Consider the following 15,745-nt stretch of genomic DNA (forward strand, 5'->3'; position numbering starts at 1 on the left):
GTGCAACTCGAAGAATTGCCTCGAGGCCCGCGGTTCGAGACGGCCCGTTGGGTCTCCTCACCATGAGGGCTGGAGCAAGCAACCGCCAATTTGCATCCCGCATGCAATTGCCCTGCCATCAAGCAGAGGGTGAACAGCCCCGGGCATTATCATCCCTATAGCTCAACAAAGCGCATGGCGGCAAATCCGGCACTCAACCGCCATCCATCCCACATATCCCTCATCTCGCGATTGTTTGTGACAGTTGCATGAACATATCATGACAGTCTTCACGCAGCGGGATTTTCAAATGAGCGACAAGAAACGTCAAAAAATCTACGAGGCGTTGGTCGAGGGTGCCTATCATGGCCTAACCGATGAGAGCCTCCACAAGTTCACAGTCGAGCGTTGTCCGAAGACGACCAAAAAGAACATCGTCCTCGCCTCGCGGCTGGCGCTCGAAGATCCACACGTCAAGGATGTAAACGCCCTCCAGGTGATCTACGCGCTCGCGATCAACCTCCGGCTGGAGGGGCGAACCGGGGTGGCCACCGAGGAAAACGCCACCCCGGCGGAAAGCCAGGGCGTGACCGCGCATTGAAGGGGCTTTATTCGCTCATCGCATCTCGAAGCGGCCGCGCAGCGTTGCGGGGTCGAGGCTGTGGAGGGAGGCGGCGGCGATTGTGGCTGGCATTTGGGTTTTGACGTCGTAGATCGACCAGGATCGGCTCCAGGCGCCGCGCCGGCCGCACTGGTAACGTTTCGCGGAGCGAGAGGGCGCGCCGCCTTCGTTTTCCCAGTTGTCGAGGGCTGCCTTCAGGGTAGGGTTTGGAGGCGGCGGGTGTTCCATATGCGTCAGGTCCTCTCGTTTGGATGATAGAGGAAGGCTCACGAAGCGGTCATCGAACTGACATCATAGCAGACTGAGGGCCTGCCGGGCCGGAAATCGGCAAAATTGACCCGGAGGCGAGGTGCTCAAGCGATTCCTGGAAAAGTGCGAAGCGGTTTCCCTAGGAATTGCGTTAAAACGAGCAGATAGAGCTGTGAAGCGTTTTCGTGGAACGGTGAACCGCTTTAGATCAGCCTGTTATTCTCCAGCGTCAATCGCGTGCGGCGAATTTCGCCTGAGGTATCAGCCTCTTCGCGTCTTACCTCGGCGCGCACTTTCATAAGGGCGATCCGGGCAGCCGAGACAGCCGGCTTCTTGACGACGGCGACAACGGCAATTGCGATCGGCTTGCGCTTGAAAAAAGACAACATGGTGACCTCCTGAATAGGATGAACCGCGCACGATAAGTCACCTCAGGCAGAATTGCCGAGGGGCCATGGCGGGTCGAATGCTGCGCGTCGTCCGGGTGCGTCCCGGGTCTTTATCCCAGCTTTTCAGGCTTGGGTCATCGCTCTCCCGTGAGCGGGAGTGGGCGGCAGAGGGTGTATGTCTGGTCTCAGCGACGCAAGCGTGCCTATTCGGCGGCTGCTGCTGCTGCGTCATAGGCCTCGATATCGCGCTCTTGCGACACGCGCTCCTGGGCGACCTCGTCGTTGCGCATGCGGTATTGAGGCGAATTATCTCTGACAGGCAAAAATGCGACGATCTGGTAGACGTCGGCAGCCTTGGGCGAGAGGCCGCGGCGGCTCTTGAGGCGAACGGTCTGGCCGATGGGGAAGCGATGCGCGGACATGTTTTTTCGTCTTTCCGGCCGGGTCGAGCGCTGCCGTCATGGCGCGCCTCGCGGGGCTCTTTGTTGGGACCGGTCTACGGGCCCAGGTGATGTCAGGCAGACGGTCAAAAACCGCCTGCCGACATTCGGCGTGATCGCTATCGGGACGAGCAGGCTGCCAGTACATCCGTGGTCAACACTACTAAAATCCCTGGTCGCTACCGCGACCCTATCGCTCACGCCAATTTCAAATTGCCGACGAAGCTTCGGCCCTTACCGTCCTGTTGGATCTCGAAGGTCAATTTCTGACCCTTGACCAGCGTTTCGATCCCCGAACCGGTGACCGCTTTCGCATGAACGAAGATTGCCAGGCTTCCGTCGCTCGGCTGTATGAAGCCATAGCCCTTTTCGGCGTCGAAATTCTTGACTATGCCGCTGAACATCTCGGTCCCCTTGAACAAGACACATCGAAACCACGACATTTTGCCGTGTTCGAGGCCATACGATTTGAGGAGATCAGCGGATTGAGACTGTCTCTCTCCGCGAAGAGCCAAGCTGCCCAAGACGATAGATCTCTACTAGAAGTCGAATAAGGTTTATTTGAGGCCGACTTCCGGTGATCCGTCGTTTCCGCCTCTATTTGGCCTTGATTGGTGGCCTTTGGCACGTTGCCGGTCAGCCCATCGCTCCCTAATATTTGCTCCTCAACTGTGCCGGACATCTGGCTGAAATAAAGGCAAATTTTCTGTCCGGCGAACGTTTTTTGGCATTTCGGCGGTTGCCTCCTCCGGGTTCCGCTCCTATGTTCCGGCTCACTTGCCCAAGGAAGCAATCTGTTGCCAAAAGGAGATAAGACCATGGCTTTCGAATTGCCTGCACTTCCCTATGATTACGATGCACTCGCTCCCTACATGTCCAAGGAAACCTTGGAATTCCACCACGACAAGCACCACAAGGCCTATGTCGACAACGGCAACAAGCTGGCGGCCGAGGCAGGCCTGAGCGACCTTTCGCTCGAGGATGTCGTCAAGAAGTCCTTCGGCACAAATGCCGGCCTCTTCAACAATGCCGCCCAGCATTACAATCACATCCATTTCTGGAAGTGGATGAAGAAGGGCGGCGGCGGCAACAAGCTGCCCGGCAAGCTTGAGGCAGCCTTCGCATCCGATCTCGGCGGCTATGACAAGTTCAAGGCCGATTTCGCCGCTGCCGGCGCCACCCAGTTCGGCTCTGGCTGGGCCTGGGTTTCCGTCAAGAACGGCAAGCTCGAAATCTCCAAGACCCCGAACGGCGAAAACCCGCTTGTCCACGGCGCCACCCCGATCCTCGGCGTCGACGTCTGGGAACACTCCTATTACATCGACTACCGCAATCTTCGCCCGAAATACCTCGAAGCCTTCATCGACAGCCTGATCAACTGGGACTACGTCCTGGAACGCTTTGAGGCCGCCACGAAGTAATTTCGTTATTCCGGTTTGATTGTTTGCATCCGGCGCTGAGAGCAGCGCCGGGTGTTTTTGTTTTGTCGACAGGACGAATAAAAGGCCTTTGGCCGGCGGCATTTTGCCGTAGCGTGTTCAGCCTTCACCCTGGGGCGCAATTCGAAGAATGGTCTCGAAGGGCGAAGCGCTTGCACCGATGTCTCCGGGCCAGCTGAAACTCCCGGGCTTCGGGGGCCAGCCTCGTGGTTCGAAGCCAGCTGCCTCCGCCTTCGCTGCGGTAGCGAAGCACCTCACCATGTTCGACTTCCGCCTAAGCCACTTCCGGCCTCGAAGTCCAGCCGCTGACCCATAGCTCCCGCAGCCCTTCTCCCTCGCCCTTGAACCACGCGCCCGTTTCTTCGCAATGTTCGATGCGGTCGCTACGGAAGTTGCGGATGGCCTGGCGCAGTTCGCACCAGGCGACGACATTGGCGGTTAGCGAATAGTAGATCAGCGCGATCGGGCGGATTGTGCGTTCGCTCGTCCGACCGGATTCGTCGCGGTAGCCGATCGCAAGCTTCTCCTCGTCGCGGATGGCGCGGCGCACCATTGCCAGGTCGATGCCGGGAGGCGAGGGGACGCCTGCTCCCCAGGCATGCAGCGCGTTGGCATCGAGCGCCTGGCGCAGCGGCAGCGGCACCGCGCCCGCGATCTTCCGGCTCACCCCTCTTGCCGCCTGCTTCAGTTCGCCGTCGCCAGTGCGCTCGAGAAGTGCCAGCGCCAGCACGATCGCCTCCATTTCCTCGATGGAGAACATCAGCGGCGGCAAATCGAAGCCGGGGCGCAGGATGTAGCCGATCCCGCGTTCCCCCTCGATCGGCACCCGCATCGCCTGAAGCGCCGCGATATCGCGATAGATCGAGCGCACGGTCACTTCGAGCTTGCCGGCGATGACGGCAGCCGTTACCGGCTGCCTGGCCAGCCGCAGGATCTGGATGATCTCGAACAGGCGCGACGCCTTGCGCATTTTTGATGCCTCTTGCCAAACACTACTGACAACACCCCGTCAGTTGGCCTGCCGTATAAAACCACCCATCACACTGGCAAACAAGAACATCCGGGGAAAAACTCCTTCGGATCACGATGGGCAACTGACATGGCTTACAGCGAAAATCTCTGGCTCTACTTCATCCTCCTCTTCGGCATCATCATCGTTCCGGGCATGGATATGCTCTTCGTGCTTGCCAACGCGCTGACCGGCGGCAGGAGTGCCGGCCTTGCGGCAACGGCCGGCATCATGCTCGGCGGTGCGGTGCATGCCTTCAACGGCGCGCTCGGCATCGGGTTGCTTTCGCGCTTCCTGCCGTTTCTCTTCAATCCGCTCTTGATCGTCGGCGCGCTCTACATGGGCTGGATCGGCCTGACGCTAATGCGCAGCTCGATCACCGTCCGCGACCCGTTGGCCGGCAGCCATTCCTCCTGGCGTGCCTTCCGGCAGGGTGCGGTCACCTGCCTGATCAACCCCAAAGCCTATCTTTTCATGCTAGCTGTCTATCCACAGTTCCTGAAGCCGGTCTATGGCCCGATCTGGGTGCAGGGCGTCATCATGGGGCTGATGACCGTCGGCGTGCAGCTTGGCGTTTATGGCACGCTGGCGGTCACCGCCGGTCGCAGCCGCGATCTCCTGGTGTCCAATCCCGGCGCCACGGCGTTTGCGGGCCGCATCGCCGGAGCCGTGCTGGTGATCGTCGCTGCGCTAGGGCTCTGGCACGAGTGGCGCGCGTCGTGATCAGGGATTTAGCCGAGCGGAAACAGGAGTTTAGCGCGATCGCTTTGAATCATTTTCGCAAGCCCCTAAAGTAAGCCGCGAATGACGGTGAGGTAGGGCGCTAGACACTACCCGCATCTGAATCGGCGTCGAATGTTTCGGAAATATGACCCTGATTTTGCTGGACTATCACCACTTTGTTACTTCATTGCCGTTCCCAAAACCGGCAAACATGACGCCGCGAATAAGACCGGCCGCCAAGCGGCGAGATCCAGGAGTGTGACTATGAATTGGAAAGCGATTGCGACCGCAGTGGTGTTGGCCGGCGTGGCCTTCGGCTCCGTCGTCGCGGCCGACGGCACCCATGACAGCCGGGTCGCGTTGATGAAAAAGAATGGCGCTGCGGCAGGCAGCCTCGGCGCCATCGCCAAGGGCGACAAGCCGTACGACGCCGATGTGGTCAAGACAGCGCTGACGACGATCGCCGAGACGGCAAAGGTCTTTCCGGACCAGTTCGGCTCGGACAGCGACAAGACCGACCAGGAGGTCAACCCCAAACTCTGGGACAATATGGATGACTTCAAGGCGAAGGCCGCGAAGCTTTCGACCGACGCCGAGATGGCGCTGGCGCAACTGCCCGTCGACCAGGCCGGCGTCGGCGCCACCCTGAAGACGCTCGGTGCCGACTGTGGCGCCTGTCATCAGGCCTATCGCATTCTGAAGCAATAATGCACGTCGCCCGAAGCTGCGTGGCGGTTTTGGGATGACACGTGCATGGGATCAGAAGCGGTAGGCCTTCCGCGAAACAACCGATCTGGTGATCGCGCCGGCCTTGCCGCCGGGGCGATCACTGCTAGTTTGTCGGTTGAGGCGTCCCAAAGAGGATAGAGGCATGGTTGCACGGTTCACAAGATGGCTTCTCTGTCTGGTCGGGATCGTCCTTGTCGGTTTCGCCGCCTTCTATTTCATCACCAGGCCGTCTCTCCTGCCGCAGAGCCATTGGGCAGGGCTCGGCGATCCCGACATAAGGAACGGCGAAATGGTCTTTTGGGCCGGCGGCTGCACCAGCTGTCACGCAGCCCCAGGCGCTGCCGGAGGTGCCAAGCTATTGCTATCGGGAGGCCTTGCGGTGAAGAGCCCCTTCGGCACCTTCCATGTTCCGAACATATCGCCCGATGAAAAAGCCGGCCTCGGCGCCTGGACGCTTGCCGATTTCGGCAATGCGATAAAGCGCGGCGTCGGCAAGGGCGGCGAGCATCTCTATCCGGCCTTCCCCTATGGCTCCTATGCGCGCATGAGCGACAAGGACGTCAACGACCTCTGGGGCTTCCTCAAGACATTGCCGAAAAGCCAGAATGTCGCCCCTGCGCACGAATTGCCGTTCCCGTTCAATATCCGGCTGGCGCTCGGCGGCTGGAAATTCCTCTATTTCAACGACCAGCCGCGCGTCGTCCTGGCCAATGCCGACGACAAGGTCAAGAGAGGCCAATACCTCGTCGAGGGGCCGGGCCATTGCGGCGAATGCCACACCTCGCGCGATGTGCTCGGCGGCTTCGTCAGGGATAAATGGCTGGGCGGCGCGCCGAACCCCGAAGGCAAGGGCCAAATACCCAACATTACGCCAGGCTCGAAAGCGGTCGGCTCCTGGAGCACGGCCGATATCGTCAATTATCTCGAGACCGGCTTCACGCCGGATTACGACAGCGCCGGCGGCACGATGGCCGAAGTCCAGCAAAACATCGCCCGTCTCCCGGCATCCGACCGCGAGGCGATCGCGGCCTATCTGAAAGCAGTGCCGTCACGGTAATGATTGACTGGAAATTGAGATTGAAGGGCCCGGTCATCGATCGGCCACCGCAACGCCGCCAGCTGCTACTCTGCGGCCAAGGAAGACGTCGAATTGCCGACCGACCTCTTGGCCACGCTCTTAACCGGGCGACGAATTACCCCTTCCGCCGCACTCCTCACGCCAGCGCCTGGAGATAGCGCATGCCGGTAACGGGGCGGGGGGTGAAGTCCAGTTGCTCGTAGAAGCGATGGGCCGCCACATTGCCGGTGGCGGCGCTGACCGAGAGGTAGCCGCAGCCGGCCTTGCGCGCCGTTTCCCGGGCACGGTCGACGAGATGCTGGCCGATACCGTGGCCGCGATGCCCGTCGCGCACGAACAGGTGATGCAGGTCCATGCCGCGCTGGCCTTCCTGCGCCTTGTAGAGCGGGACAAGAATGGCGTAGCCGAGAAGATGGCCGTCGGCTTCCGCCACCAATGCGGTGATCCAGGGCATCGCGCCGAAAAGGTCGCGTTCCAATTGTTCCGGGGTGATCACGGCCGCATCGCCATGGTGGGCGGCGAGAAGCTTGATCATCTCGTTGAGTTCGGGAAGATCGCGATGCTTGGCGGCGCGGATGGTTAGCACCGGTGAGCGTGTGAGTGAAATTTCGCTGTCTTCGAGCATGGTCCATGCGTCCTTTTTAAGATGCCGTCAGGACGCTGCTGTCGCATACAACAAGGCCGCCTGACGGCGGCCTGTTGACATGAAGATCTGTCGGCCGCCCTCTAGAGGTACAGCCAAAAATACGAGCTAACGATGTGCGCGTGCTTGATCATGCGGACTAGATGATCCCAAATCCTCGGTTTGTCAATGGGGCCCATTCCACCCAGTTGGCTTTCATATCACAACAAATTATACTATACCCTCCTATATTATATCTGGAGATCCACATGAGCCATACGATCCGCGACCAAGCAAAGCTGGTGTCCCGGGTCCGTCGCCTCAAGGGGCAGATGGAGGCGGTCGAACGCGCTCTGGAGGCTGAGAGGCCATGCGGGGAGATCCTCCAATTGCTCGCCTCGATCCGAGGCGCGCTGACGGGACTGACCGGAGAGATCCTGGAAGACCACCTTGAGGAGCACGTCCTCGAGGCTGAAAGCGATGCCGCTCGGCGACAGGCAGTCGCCGAGATTTCAGGCGTCTTGAAAACCTATCTTCGATAATGAAGCCTTGGAGACCGTACCGATGAGTACAACGGACGACACCCTGACGCACGAACACGTCTTTCTCGGTTCGGATCATCACCGCAACGAGCAGCGAGTCTGGTTCGTCATCGCGCTGACCACTGTCATGATGATCGCAGAGATCGTTGGCGGAACGATGTTTGGATCGATGGCGCTCGTCGCCGACGGCTGGCACATGTCCACACATGCCAGCGCACTGTTGATTGCTGCGCTCGCCTACCTCTATGCCCGCCGCCAGGCCCGCAATCCGCGTTTTACCTTCGGCACTGGAAAGCTTGGAGATCTCGCCGGTTTTGCGAGCGCTATCATCCTCGCGCTGATCGCCCTTTTGATGGCCTGGCAAAGTCTTGTTCGGCTGGAAAATCCCGTGGCAATCGACTTCAACCAGGCGATCTTCGTCGCGGTCGTCGGTCTTGGCGTCAATATCGCCAGCGCCTTTCTGCTGAGGGAGGATCATGGCCATTCCCACCACGGCCACTCCCACGGCCATAGCCATCACCACGATCACGCCCACGATCATCACGGCCACAGCGAGGCGAAGCCGGGCTCCGACAACAATCTGCGTTCGGCCTATACCCATGTGATCGCCGACGCGATAACGTCGGTGCTGGCGATCGCCGCGCTTGTGCTTGGCCGAAGCTATGGCTGGGTATGGCTCGATCCGCTGATGGGCATCGTCGGTGGTCTGGTTATTGCCCAGTGGTCGTGCAGCCTGATGCGCTCGGCGGGTGCGGTGCTTCTCGACGTCGTGCCGAGCAATGAGGATCTGCCCGCCGAAATCCGCGCCGCCATCGAGACCGCAGACGACACGATAACCGATCTGCACGTTTGGCAGGTCGGCCCCGGCCACCACGCGGCAATCGTCGCAGTGGCGACTTTTGAGCCGCACGCCCCTTCATTCTACAAGTCCAAACTGGCGTCGCTCGACGAGCTGTCGCATGTGACGATCGAGGTGACATCGCTGCGCGCAGCGTGATTTGCGCGCGACGGGGAGTGCGCCGGACAGACGCTTGCCATATTATTCCTGTAGCTCAGATCAGCCTGATTCTGCCGGAGGCTTTGCATGTCCGATATCATTTCCCGCCGCCGATTGCTTGTCGGCACGGCGCTGCTTTTCCCCGCCTTGGTCGTTGCCGATGCGGCGCGCGCCCAGACCGCAGGCGAGGTCGCGCCGCCTGAGGAGCCGGCGGCACCCGCCGACACCAAGATAGAGGACAATGTCGAAAAGCAGCTTGCCGACCTGGAAAAGAAGATCGGCGGACGGCTCGGTGTCTCCGTGCTCGACACGGAGACCAATATCTCGCTTGGCTACCGCGAGACGGAGCGTTTCCCTCTGTGCAGCACCTACAAGCTGCTGGCGGCGGGCTTCGTTTTGTCGCGGGTCGACAGCGGTGCGGAAAAGCTCGATCGCCGCATCACCTTCGGCAAAGACGTGCTGGTGACCTATTCGCCGGTCACCGAAAAACACGTTGACGCCGACGGCATGACGATTGCCGAACTCTGCGATGCCGCGATCACCATGAGCGACAACACGGCCGGCAATCTTCTGCTTGACAGCTTCGGCGGACCGCCGGCGCTGACGGCGTGGCTGCGCACGATCGGCGACACGGAAACCCGGCTAGACCGCAAGGAAACCGAGCTCAACGAGGCAAAGAAGGACGATCCGCGCGACACGACGACGCCGGATTCCATGCTCGATACCGTCGGCGCGCTGACGCTCGGCGATACATTGAGCGATGCCTCGCGCGACAAGCTCTCCGGATGGATGGCTGCCAATACGACAGGCAACGAGCGTCTTCGCGCCGGCCTGCCGAAGGAATGGAAAGTCGGAGACAAGACGGGCACCGGCAACAACGGTTCAGCCGCCGACGTCGCCGTCATCTGGCCCGCCGATCGCGGCCCACTCCTCATTGCCGCCTACGTCACCGAAGCCACCGCCCCGATCGACGCGATCAACGCCGTCTTCGCCGAGGTCGGCAAGATCGTGGCGGGTATGGTTTAGGGCGTCTACCCGGGTCTTTCTCCGAAGGGTTTTTTTATACAGGAAGATTCAAAATCAAGGCGATACCGCCGAGATGTGAATCAATGTCGCATCGCCTTCATGCCGTTTGGAGGCGGCCCGCCGAGTGAGGCGCCGGCGCGGGTCGTCCCAGTTCAGTCGTCCTTCGGTTTGCCGTCCGCACCGAGCTTCTGCTTGATCTGCGCGGCAATCTCGTCGTTGATTGCCTTCTGGTCGTCGGACGAAAGCTGACTGAACTGTTCTTCGGACATGTTATGGGCCGAGAGGTATTCGGCGCGGATCTTTTCGGCAGGCGTCATGCTTGCGAGCTTTGCGAATTCTGCGAGCAGGTCCTCGGAGGAATTGGCGGCGGCGCTGGTGTCACTGGAAGCGGTGGTGGCATCGGTCGCCGAGGTGGCCGCATTGCCGCGGGACTGGTTCAGCCAGAAGCCGGAAGAGATGGAGGAGGGGATGCTGGTCGATGCGACAGTCGGCGGCGTGGCTTTTTGAGAAGCCTCGTCGTCAGGAAGGGTAAACGGCGTACTGTCGTCGTTGGAACCGGTATCTGTCTTTGAAAGCGGCGTGTTGTAGTAGCTCTGAAGCGCGCGGTGGACTTTCATTGTCGATTCTCCCTGGGGCATCGGCCCGAAAGCAATTTCAGTTCTTGATAATGTGCCGCGGAATCAAGCGGCTAGAACGAAACGATGATTCTGGAAGTGATCGCCCGTTCTGGTGATGGAAGAACGGTGAGCGCACAAGCCTGCCCGGACCTTGCGGGTGGTCCTGCCTGTGTGGGAACGGGGCCGCTAGGGCGACCCCGCAGCAATCTCTTACTGGGTCACCTACACTGGCGGCGCAAGCGGCGTTGCGGTCGGCTGTGAGTAATAGGCATTCGGGCCGGAGGGCGGCGTCAGTTGCGGTGCCGCGCCCCACTTGGTTGGTGTCTTCGACGAGATGTGTCACAGTTTGCCGCGGTCCTTCATCTCGTCGAGCGACAGCCAGGTTCCTCGATACGTGTTGTGTGCATTGGCTGTGCTGACGCAAGAGATGCCAGCTCTCAGCTGGACGGTCGTGTCAGCGTCGGTCAGTTCGAATTGTCGCGACATCGCGGGCCGCGTCGGTGACGTTGACGACTTGAGGGGTTTGTCAAAGTTGCGTAGAAATAGACTGGCTACGACCATGTGCAAGCGCAGAATTTGCTGGCAACGGCATTGCCCGAGATCGACTTTCCGTCGCTTCCGATCCGGACATCGACAAGGTTCGAGGCGACGCCCGGCGTGGCGTTGTATTTGTAGCCACTGTTGTTCAGCTTCGCATTCAGGATGAGAAATGCCTTGGCTTCGTCGGGATAGGTCAGCCGCATCATGCCTGTCCGCGTCGTGGCCGTCAGCTCGGTTGTGATGTTGTTGTTTAACTTGACCTTGACCTTCTGCTAGCCAGGCTCGGCAGCTTCATTGGCACGCGAGTAGGCTACGCCCGAAATCAGGCTCTGGGTCGTAGTGTCTGCGAGAGGTGTCGCAACGGCGCCCTCACCGCGACATCCGGGGCCGTTCAGGTGTGTAAGCGAGAAGAACTGGATCGCGGTATTGTCGTAATAATATCCCCCCGTTGCCATTGCGGGTTGGCCCTTCCGACTGAAGAGGCAAGAGTTTCGCAAATGATCGCGAGGACTTACCCGCTGCGATGCGAACAGGGCAAGACTGGCCCCGCTGCCTCAGGGCAGTGTATAGGCCATCACGTAATCGCCGGGCTTGGTGCCGACCGAGCCGTGGCCTCCGGCGACGATCAGGACATATTGCTTGCCGTTTCCGGCCGTATAGGTCATCGGCGTCGACTGGCCGCCGGCCGGCAATCTGCCTTGCCACAGTTCCTGGCCCGTGGTGAGATCGTAGGCGCGCAGATAGTTGTCGACCGAGGCGCCGAGGAAGGCGACGCCGCCTTTGGTGACGATCGGCCCGCCGATGCCGGGTACGCCGATCTTGAAGGGCAGGGGCAGCGGTGTCATGTCGTAGACGGTGCCGTTCTTGTGCATATAGGCGATCTTGCCGGTCTTGAGGTCCGCGCCGGCGACATAGCCCCATGGCGGCGCCTGGCATGGCACGCCGAGCGGCGACAGGAACGGACCCATGAAGACGCCGTAGGGAGCGCCTTCATTGCGGTTCAGTCCTTCTTCGCTGCCCTTCTGGTCCTGCCCTTTGGGAGGAAGATCCGCGGCCGGCACCAGCCGCGAGGTGAAGGCAAGGTAGGTCGGCATGCCGAACATGACGTGCCGTTCGGGATCGACCGCGACGCCGCCCCAGTTGAATACGCCGAAATTGCCGGGGTAGATCAGCGAACCCTGCAGCGACGGCGGCGTATAGCGCCCCTCATATTTCAGCTGATGGAATTTGATGCGGCAGGCGAGCTGGTCGAACAGCGAAACGCCCCACATGTCCTTCTCCGTCAGCGGATCGGGAATGAACGAGAGATCGGAGAGCGGCTGCGTCGGCGACGCATGATCCTCTGGGATGGTGCCGCCGGGAGCGGGCACGTCCTTGATCGGGATCAGCGGTTGGCCGGTGCGCCGGTCGAGCACGTAGATGTCGCCTTGCTTGGTGGGGCCGACGAGCGCGGGTACGGTCGAGCCGTCCTTCTCCGTGATGTCAAGAAGCGAGGGCTGGGCCGGCACATCCATGTCCCAGAGGTCGTGATGAACGAACTGGCGGACCCAGCGGACCTTTCCGGTGTTGATATCGAGCGCTACGATCGACGATGAATATTTCTCGACATTGGCGCTGCGGTTCATGCCCAACTGGTCCGGCCCCTGGTTACCGAGGGGGACATAGATCAGTCCCAACGCCTCGTCGACGCTTGAGACTGACCAGCTGTTCGGCGAGTTCGTCGTGTAGAACTGGCCGGCCAGCAGCGGTGTCGTCACGTCAGGGTTGCCGCTATCCCAGTTCCAGACCAACGCCCCGCTATTGATGTCGAAGGCGCGGATGACACCGGATTGCTCCTTCGTTGAGGAGTTGTCATTGACCGCCCCGCCGACGACTATCTTGCCACCGACGGCGACCGGCGGCGACGTCGAGTAGTAGTAGCCGGCCGGATTGTACTTCATGCCCGTTTCAAGGCGCAGCGTACCCTTGTCGGCGAAGCCGGCGCAGACTTGTCCATTGGCGGCGTCGAGCGCAATCAGTCGCGCATCCGCGGTCGGAAGATAGACCCGCTCGGCGCAGGCGCTGCCGGGAGCCGCCGCAGTGTCGTGGTAATAGGTAACGCCGCGGCATGTCTGGTGTTGCCTCTCCGGGTTCATGCCGGAATTCGCGTCGTAGCGCCACTTCTCACTTCCGCTCGCCGCGTCGAGCGCGATGGCAAGGTTATGCGGCGTGCAGAGATAGAGCGTGTCTGCGATCTTGAGCGGTGTCACCTGATAGGTCGTTTCCCCGATATCGTCAGGACGCTTGACGTCGCCGGTCCGGTATTGCCAAGCAAGCTTCAGGTTGGCGACGTTCGAAGGCGTGATCTGGTCGAGCGGCGAATAGCGCTGACCGAAGGCCGTGCGGCCATACTGATGCCACTCGCCCGCCGGCACGTCCCCGCCTAGTGCTGCATTGGCCGTCACCGGCCCGGACAGTTGGCCGGCAAGGTCATGGGGGTCGGTGGTCATCGAATATAGCGCGACGGCAATTGCGATGATGACGGGGACTGCAAGCGGCCAGGGATTGGCTGGATACTGGCCACCCGTCGTACTGCGAAAGCCGAGCGGCCGACGAATCCGCGGCGTCAGCATCCAAATTCCAAGCAAGATGACCAGCCCGCCGCGTGGCCCAAGCTGCCACCAGTCGAACCCGACTTCCCATATTGCCCAGATCAGGGCTCCAAGGACAAGCAGTGCATAGACCCAGAGTGCCGCTGCCCGCCGCCTGAACAGCAGCGCGGCCGTGATGAGGAACATCAGGCCGGCAAAGAGATAGAACGGGCTTCCGCCAAGCGCGACGAGCCAAGCGCCGCCGCCGGCAAGCGCCAATCCGATAAGGGCGAAAAGGATCGAGGTGATGACAATCGCCATTTGAGCTATCTCCCTGACGGAACGGCCGAAATCAGTCAGAAGTGCTGAAACGGCGGCCGGTCATCTGGGGAAAATAGAGTGGCGCGCGAACCTTTCAATAGGCGCAATCAGGCATTGAATGTTTATCGAAGTGCCCGATAGACGCGGGATTGAGGGTTCAGGTCTAAGTCCCACAGAAGGTTTCGAGAACGCGCTCCGAAATCTCCGGCGGCCGCGCATAGGGCGCAAAGGAAGGCTGGTCCTCATAGGGCTTGGCAAGAACGGTCAGCAGCGCCTCGAACAGCGAAAAATCGCTGTCGTCGACCGCGGCAACGATCGCCTGCTCGATCCGGTGGTTTCGCGGTATGAAGGCGGGGTTGATCAGCCGCATCGCCTTTGCCCGCTTGGCAGCCGATTGCGGATCGCGGGCGAGCCGCTCGTGCCAGCGCGCAAGCCAGGGTTCCGCCGCTTCCGCTGACTTGAAGCTGCCTATAAAGATCGCCTTGTTCGAACTGCTTTCCGCCAGATCACAAAGCTTGCGGAACGTCAGCGTGAAATCCGCCTCTTGCGCCTGCATGAAAAGAAGCAGCGCCTGGATGAGATCGAGATCGCCGTCCTCCTGCGTCGCTAGGCCGATCTTCCCGCGCATGCCGCCGAGCCAGTGGGTCTGAAAGCGCTCACCAAAACCCTTGATCACTTCGTTGGCAAGCTCGACCGCCTTGTCCAGGTCAGGATCGAGCAACGCCAGCAGCGTTTCGCCGAGCCGCGCGAGGTTCCATTGTCCGATCGCCGGCTGGTTGGCATAGGCATAACGCCCGCGCCGGTCGATCGATGAGAATACGGTGGCCGGATCATAGGCATCCATGAAGGCGCACGGGCCGAAGTCGATCGTCTCTCCCGAGACCGTCATGTTGTCGGTGTTCATCACGCCATGGATGAAGCCGATCTGCAGCCAGCGCGCAATCAGCGCTGCCTGCCGTTCGGTGACGGCCTCAAACAGCGCCAGATAGGGACGAACGCTGTCGCGCACATGCGGATAGTGCCTTGATATGACATGGTCTGCCAGCGCCTTTAGACCATCCGTATCGCCGCGGGCTGCAAAGAACTGGAACGTGCCGACGCGGATATGACTGGCTGCCACCCGCGTGAAGACAGCGCCTGGCAGAGTGGTCTCGCGATAGACCGGCTGGCCCGTCGTCACCGCCGCTAGCGCCCGCGTGGTCGGAACGCCGAGCGCATGCATCGCCTCGCTAATGATATATTCTCGCAGCACCGGCCCGAGGGCGGCCCGCCCGTCGCCGCGCCGCGAAAACGGCGTCTCGCCGGCGCCCTTCAACTGGATGTCCCGGCGCCTGCCGTTCCGGTCGATCACCTCACCAAGCAGGATGGCGCGCCCGTCGCCGAGCTGCGGCACGAAGGTGCCGAACTGATGTCCGGCATAGGCCATCGCCAGGGGATCGGCGCCTTCAGGCACGAGATTGCCGGAGAAGATCTGCACTGCCTCGCGCTTCAGCCATTCGACATCGAGCCCGAGCTCGTCTGCAAGGGCTTCGTTCAGCTTGACCAACTGTGGCGACACAGCATTGGAGGGCGTCTGCCTGGCAAAGAACTGCGCCGGCAGCCGTGCATAGCTGTTGTCGAACGGAAAATGCGCTGCAAGCGCGGCGCTGTCGCGGAAAGATTGGCTCATGAACCTAAGGTAGGGCGGCGGGGCGGGCGACGCAAGGCGGAAGCGCCCGGAGTGGCTTTGGAAGCCCCGCCGAAAGACATCGTGCCGTGTGGGTTCGGGCTCTCGGGGTTCGGGCTCTATTTCAACGTCTGCAAAGCGAGATAAATTATTTATCACTACTAAAGCAATTTATGATGGACTGTTG

Annotated in this window: 18 protein-coding genes and 1 pseudogene; 8 read left to right on the forward strand and 11 right to left on the reverse strand. The window is 60.8% G+C overall.

Translation table 11 applies throughout. From position 1 onward, the window contains the following. The first annotated feature begins 289 nt into the window (after positions 1–289). On the forward strand, positions 290–580 hold the full coding sequence (locus AB4Z52_RS14145; RefSeq protein ID WP_442218555.1) for a hypothetical protein: 291 nt from the start codon (positions 290–292) through the stop codon (positions 578–580). Positions 581–595: 15 nt separating this feature from the next. On the opposite strand, the gene AB4Z52_RS14150 is transcribed toward AB4Z52_RS14145, so the two are convergent. From AB4Z52_RS14150 to AB4Z52_RS14165, 4 genes are all read right to left on the reverse strand, one after another. After that, positions 596–829 carry a hypothetical protein gene (locus AB4Z52_RS14150; protein ID WP_442218556.1) on the reverse strand — a complete coding sequence of 78 codons (234 nt, stop codon included), beginning with the start codon at positions 827–829 and terminating at the stop codon, positions 596–598. A 224-nt stretch (positions 830–1,053) separates the two neighbouring features. After that, positions 1,054–1,239 (reverse strand): hypothetical protein, encoded by a 186-nt coding sequence (locus AB4Z52_RS14155; protein ID WP_442218557.1) that lies wholly within the window; start codon positions 1,237–1,239, stop codon positions 1,054–1,056. A gap of 203 nt (positions 1,240–1,442) precedes the next feature. Further along, a complete protein-coding gene (locus AB4Z52_RS14160) occupies positions 1,443–1,661 on the reverse strand; it encodes a hypothetical protein (protein ID WP_442218558.1) in 219 nt (72 codons plus the stop codon). A 215-nt stretch (positions 1,662–1,876) separates the two neighbouring features. Further along, on the reverse strand, positions 1,877–2,083 hold the full coding sequence (locus AB4Z52_RS14165) for a cold-shock protein (RefSeq protein WP_442218559.1): 207 nt from the start codon (positions 2,081–2,083) through the stop codon (positions 1,877–1,879). A gap of 414 nt (positions 2,084–2,497) precedes the next feature. Between AB4Z52_RS14165 and AB4Z52_RS14170 the strand changes: the two genes are divergently transcribed. Beyond that, complete coding sequence (locus tag AB4Z52_RS14170; protein WP_442218560.1) at positions 2,498–3,100, forward strand: superoxide dismutase; 603 nt, start codon at positions 2,498–2,500, stop codon at positions 3,098–3,100. Positions 3,101–3,392: 292 nt separating this feature from the next. Here the strand turns inward: AB4Z52_RS14170 and AB4Z52_RS14175 are convergent, their stop codons facing one another. Next, entirely contained in the window at positions 3,393–4,088 is a 696-nt protein-coding gene (locus AB4Z52_RS14175) for a helix-turn-helix transcriptional regulator (RefSeq protein ID WP_442218561.1), read from the reverse strand. 129 nt (positions 4,089–4,217) lie between these two features. On the opposite strand from AB4Z52_RS14175, the gene AB4Z52_RS14180 reads away from it, so the two are divergent. The 3 genes from AB4Z52_RS14180 (at position 4,218) to AB4Z52_RS14190 (ending at position 6,636) form a co-directional block, all read left to right on the forward strand. Then, the gene (locus tag AB4Z52_RS14180; RefSeq protein ID WP_442218562.1) at positions 4,218–4,850 is read left to right on the forward strand and encodes a LysE family translocator; all 633 of its coding nucleotides are present in this window, start codon (positions 4,218–4,220) and stop codon (positions 4,848–4,850) included. 264 nt (positions 4,851–5,114) lie between these two features. Next, a complete protein-coding gene (locus AB4Z52_RS14185) occupies positions 5,115–5,558 on the forward strand; it encodes a c-type cytochrome (protein ID WP_442218563.1) in 444 nt (147 codons plus the stop codon). Between the two features lie 163 nt (positions 5,559–5,721). Then, positions 5,722–6,636: a c-type cytochrome gene (locus AB4Z52_RS14190; protein ID WP_442218564.1), complete on the forward strand. Its 915-nt coding sequence runs from the start codon at positions 5,722–5,724 to the stop codon at positions 6,634–6,636. A 157-nt stretch (positions 6,637–6,793) separates the two neighbouring features. Here the strand turns inward: AB4Z52_RS14190 and AB4Z52_RS14195 are convergent, their stop codons facing one another. Beyond that, on the reverse strand, positions 6,794–7,282 hold the full coding sequence (locus AB4Z52_RS14195) for a GNAT family N-acetyltransferase (protein WP_442218565.1): 489 nt from the start codon (positions 7,280–7,282) through the stop codon (positions 6,794–6,796). A gap of 266 nt (positions 7,283–7,548) precedes the next feature. Here AB4Z52_RS14195 and dmeR point away from each other — a divergent pair, with 266 nt between their 5' ends. From dmeR to bla, 3 genes are all read left to right on the forward strand, one after another. After that, a complete protein-coding gene (gene dmeR, locus AB4Z52_RS14200) occupies positions 7,549–7,821 on the forward strand; it encodes a Ni(II)/Co(II)-sensing transcriptional repressor DmeR (protein WP_442218566.1) in 273 nt (90 codons plus the stop codon). 22 nt (positions 7,822–7,843) lie between these two features. Next, positions 7,844–8,818, forward strand: a complete 975-nt coding sequence (gene dmeF / locus AB4Z52_RS14205; RefSeq protein ID WP_442218567.1) for a CDF family Co(II)/Ni(II) efflux transporter DmeF — start codon at positions 7,844–7,846, stop codon at positions 8,816–8,818. An 87-nt stretch (positions 8,819–8,905) separates the two neighbouring features. Then, a complete protein-coding gene (bla, locus tag AB4Z52_RS14210; RefSeq protein ID WP_442218568.1) occupies positions 8,906–9,844 on the forward strand; it encodes a class A beta-lactamase in 939 nt (312 codons plus the stop codon). A 152-nt stretch (positions 9,845–9,996) separates the two neighbouring features. Here bla and AB4Z52_RS14215 read toward each other — a convergent pair whose 3' ends face one another. The 5 genes and pseudogenes from AB4Z52_RS14215 to AB4Z52_RS14235 form a co-directional block, all read right to left on the reverse strand. Beyond that, the gene (locus tag AB4Z52_RS14215; protein WP_442218569.1) at positions 9,997–10,461 is read right to left on the reverse strand and encodes a hypothetical protein; all 465 of its coding nucleotides are present in this window, start codon (positions 10,459–10,461) and stop codon (positions 9,997–9,999) included. Positions 10,462–11,012: 551 nt separating this feature from the next. Next, positions 11,013–11,252, reverse strand: a pseudogene (locus tag AB4Z52_RS14220) (hypothetical protein); the annotation flags it as partial. A gap of 21 nt (positions 11,253–11,273) precedes the next feature. Further along, positions 11,274–11,456 carry a hypothetical protein gene (locus AB4Z52_RS14225; RefSeq protein WP_442218570.1) on the reverse strand — a complete coding sequence of 61 codons (183 nt, stop codon included), beginning with the start codon at positions 11,454–11,456 and terminating at the stop codon, positions 11,274–11,276. A gap of 99 nt (positions 11,457–11,555) precedes the next feature. Next, entirely contained in the window at positions 11,556–13,892 is a 2,337-nt protein-coding gene (locus AB4Z52_RS14230) for a glucose/quinate/shikimate family membrane-bound PQQ-dependent dehydrogenase (protein WP_442218571.1), read from the reverse strand. A 163-nt stretch (positions 13,893–14,055) separates the two neighbouring features. Continuing rightward, complete coding sequence (locus AB4Z52_RS14235) at positions 14,056–15,561, reverse strand: protein adenylyltransferase SelO (protein ID WP_442218572.1); 1,506 nt, start codon at positions 15,559–15,561, stop codon at positions 14,056–14,058. Positions 15,562–15,745 lie beyond the last annotated feature (184 nt).

Origin of the sequence: Rhizobium sp. 2YAF20 (genome assembly GCF_052114685.1) — a bacterium.
Lineage (GTDB): Bacteria > Pseudomonadota > Alphaproteobacteria > Rhizobiales > Rhizobiaceae > Rhizobium.

Coding starts and splice junctions, on each gene's coding strand:
- AB4Z52_RS14145 (WP_442218555.1), top strand. CDS start 290: ATGAGCGACAAGAAACGTCAAAAAATCTACGAGGCGTTGGTCGAGGGT.
- AB4Z52_RS14150 (WP_442218556.1), bottom strand. CDS start 829: ATGGAACACCCGCCGCCTCCAAACCCTACCCTGAAGGCAGCCCTCGAC.
- AB4Z52_RS14155 (WP_442218557.1), bottom strand. CDS start 1,239: ATGTTGTCTTTTTTCAAGCGCAAGCCGATCGCAATTGCCGTTGTCGCC.
- AB4Z52_RS14160 (WP_442218558.1), bottom strand. CDS start 1,661: ATGTCCGCGCATCGCTTCCCCATCGGCCAGACCGTTCGCCTCAAGAGC.
- AB4Z52_RS14165 (WP_442218559.1), bottom strand. CDS start 2,083: ATGTTCAGCGGCATAGTCAAGAATTTCGACGCCGAAAAGGGCTATGGC.
- AB4Z52_RS14170 (WP_442218560.1), top strand. CDS start 2,498: ATGGCTTTCGAATTGCCTGCACTTCCCTATGATTACGATGCACTCGCT.
- AB4Z52_RS14175 (WP_442218561.1), bottom strand. CDS start 4,088: ATGCGCAAGGCGTCGCGCCTGTTCGAGATCATCCAGATCCTGCGGCTG.
- AB4Z52_RS14180 (WP_442218562.1), top strand. CDS start 4,218: ATGGCTTACAGCGAAAATCTCTGGCTCTACTTCATCCTCCTCTTCGGC.
- AB4Z52_RS14185 (WP_442218563.1), top strand. CDS start 5,115: ATGAATTGGAAAGCGATTGCGACCGCAGTGGTGTTGGCCGGCGTGGCC.
- AB4Z52_RS14190 (WP_442218564.1), top strand. CDS start 5,722: ATGGTTGCACGGTTCACAAGATGGCTTCTCTGTCTGGTCGGGATCGTC.
- AB4Z52_RS14195 (WP_442218565.1), bottom strand. CDS start 7,282: ATGCTCGAAGACAGCGAAATTTCACTCACACGCTCACCGGTGCTAACC.
- dmeR (WP_442218566.1), top strand. CDS start 7,549: ATGAGCCATACGATCCGCGACCAAGCAAAGCTGGTGTCCCGGGTCCGT.
- dmeF (WP_442218567.1), top strand. CDS start 7,844: ATGAGTACAACGGACGACACCCTGACGCACGAACACGTCTTTCTCGGT.
- bla (WP_442218568.1), top strand. CDS start 8,906: ATGTCCGATATCATTTCCCGCCGCCGATTGCTTGTCGGCACGGCGCTG.
- AB4Z52_RS14215 (WP_442218569.1), bottom strand. CDS start 10,461: ATGAAAGTCCACCGCGCGCTTCAGAGCTACTACAACACGCCGCTTTCA.
- AB4Z52_RS14225 (WP_442218570.1), bottom strand. CDS start 11,456: ATGGCAACGGGGGGATATTATTACGACAATACCGCGATCCAGTTCTTC.
- AB4Z52_RS14230 (WP_442218571.1), bottom strand. CDS start 13,892: ATGGCGATTGTCATCACCTCGATCCTTTTCGCCCTTATCGGATTGGCG.
- AB4Z52_RS14235 (WP_442218572.1), bottom strand. CDS start 15,561: ATGAGCCAATCTTTCCGCGACAGCGCCGCGCTTGCAGCGCATTTTCCG.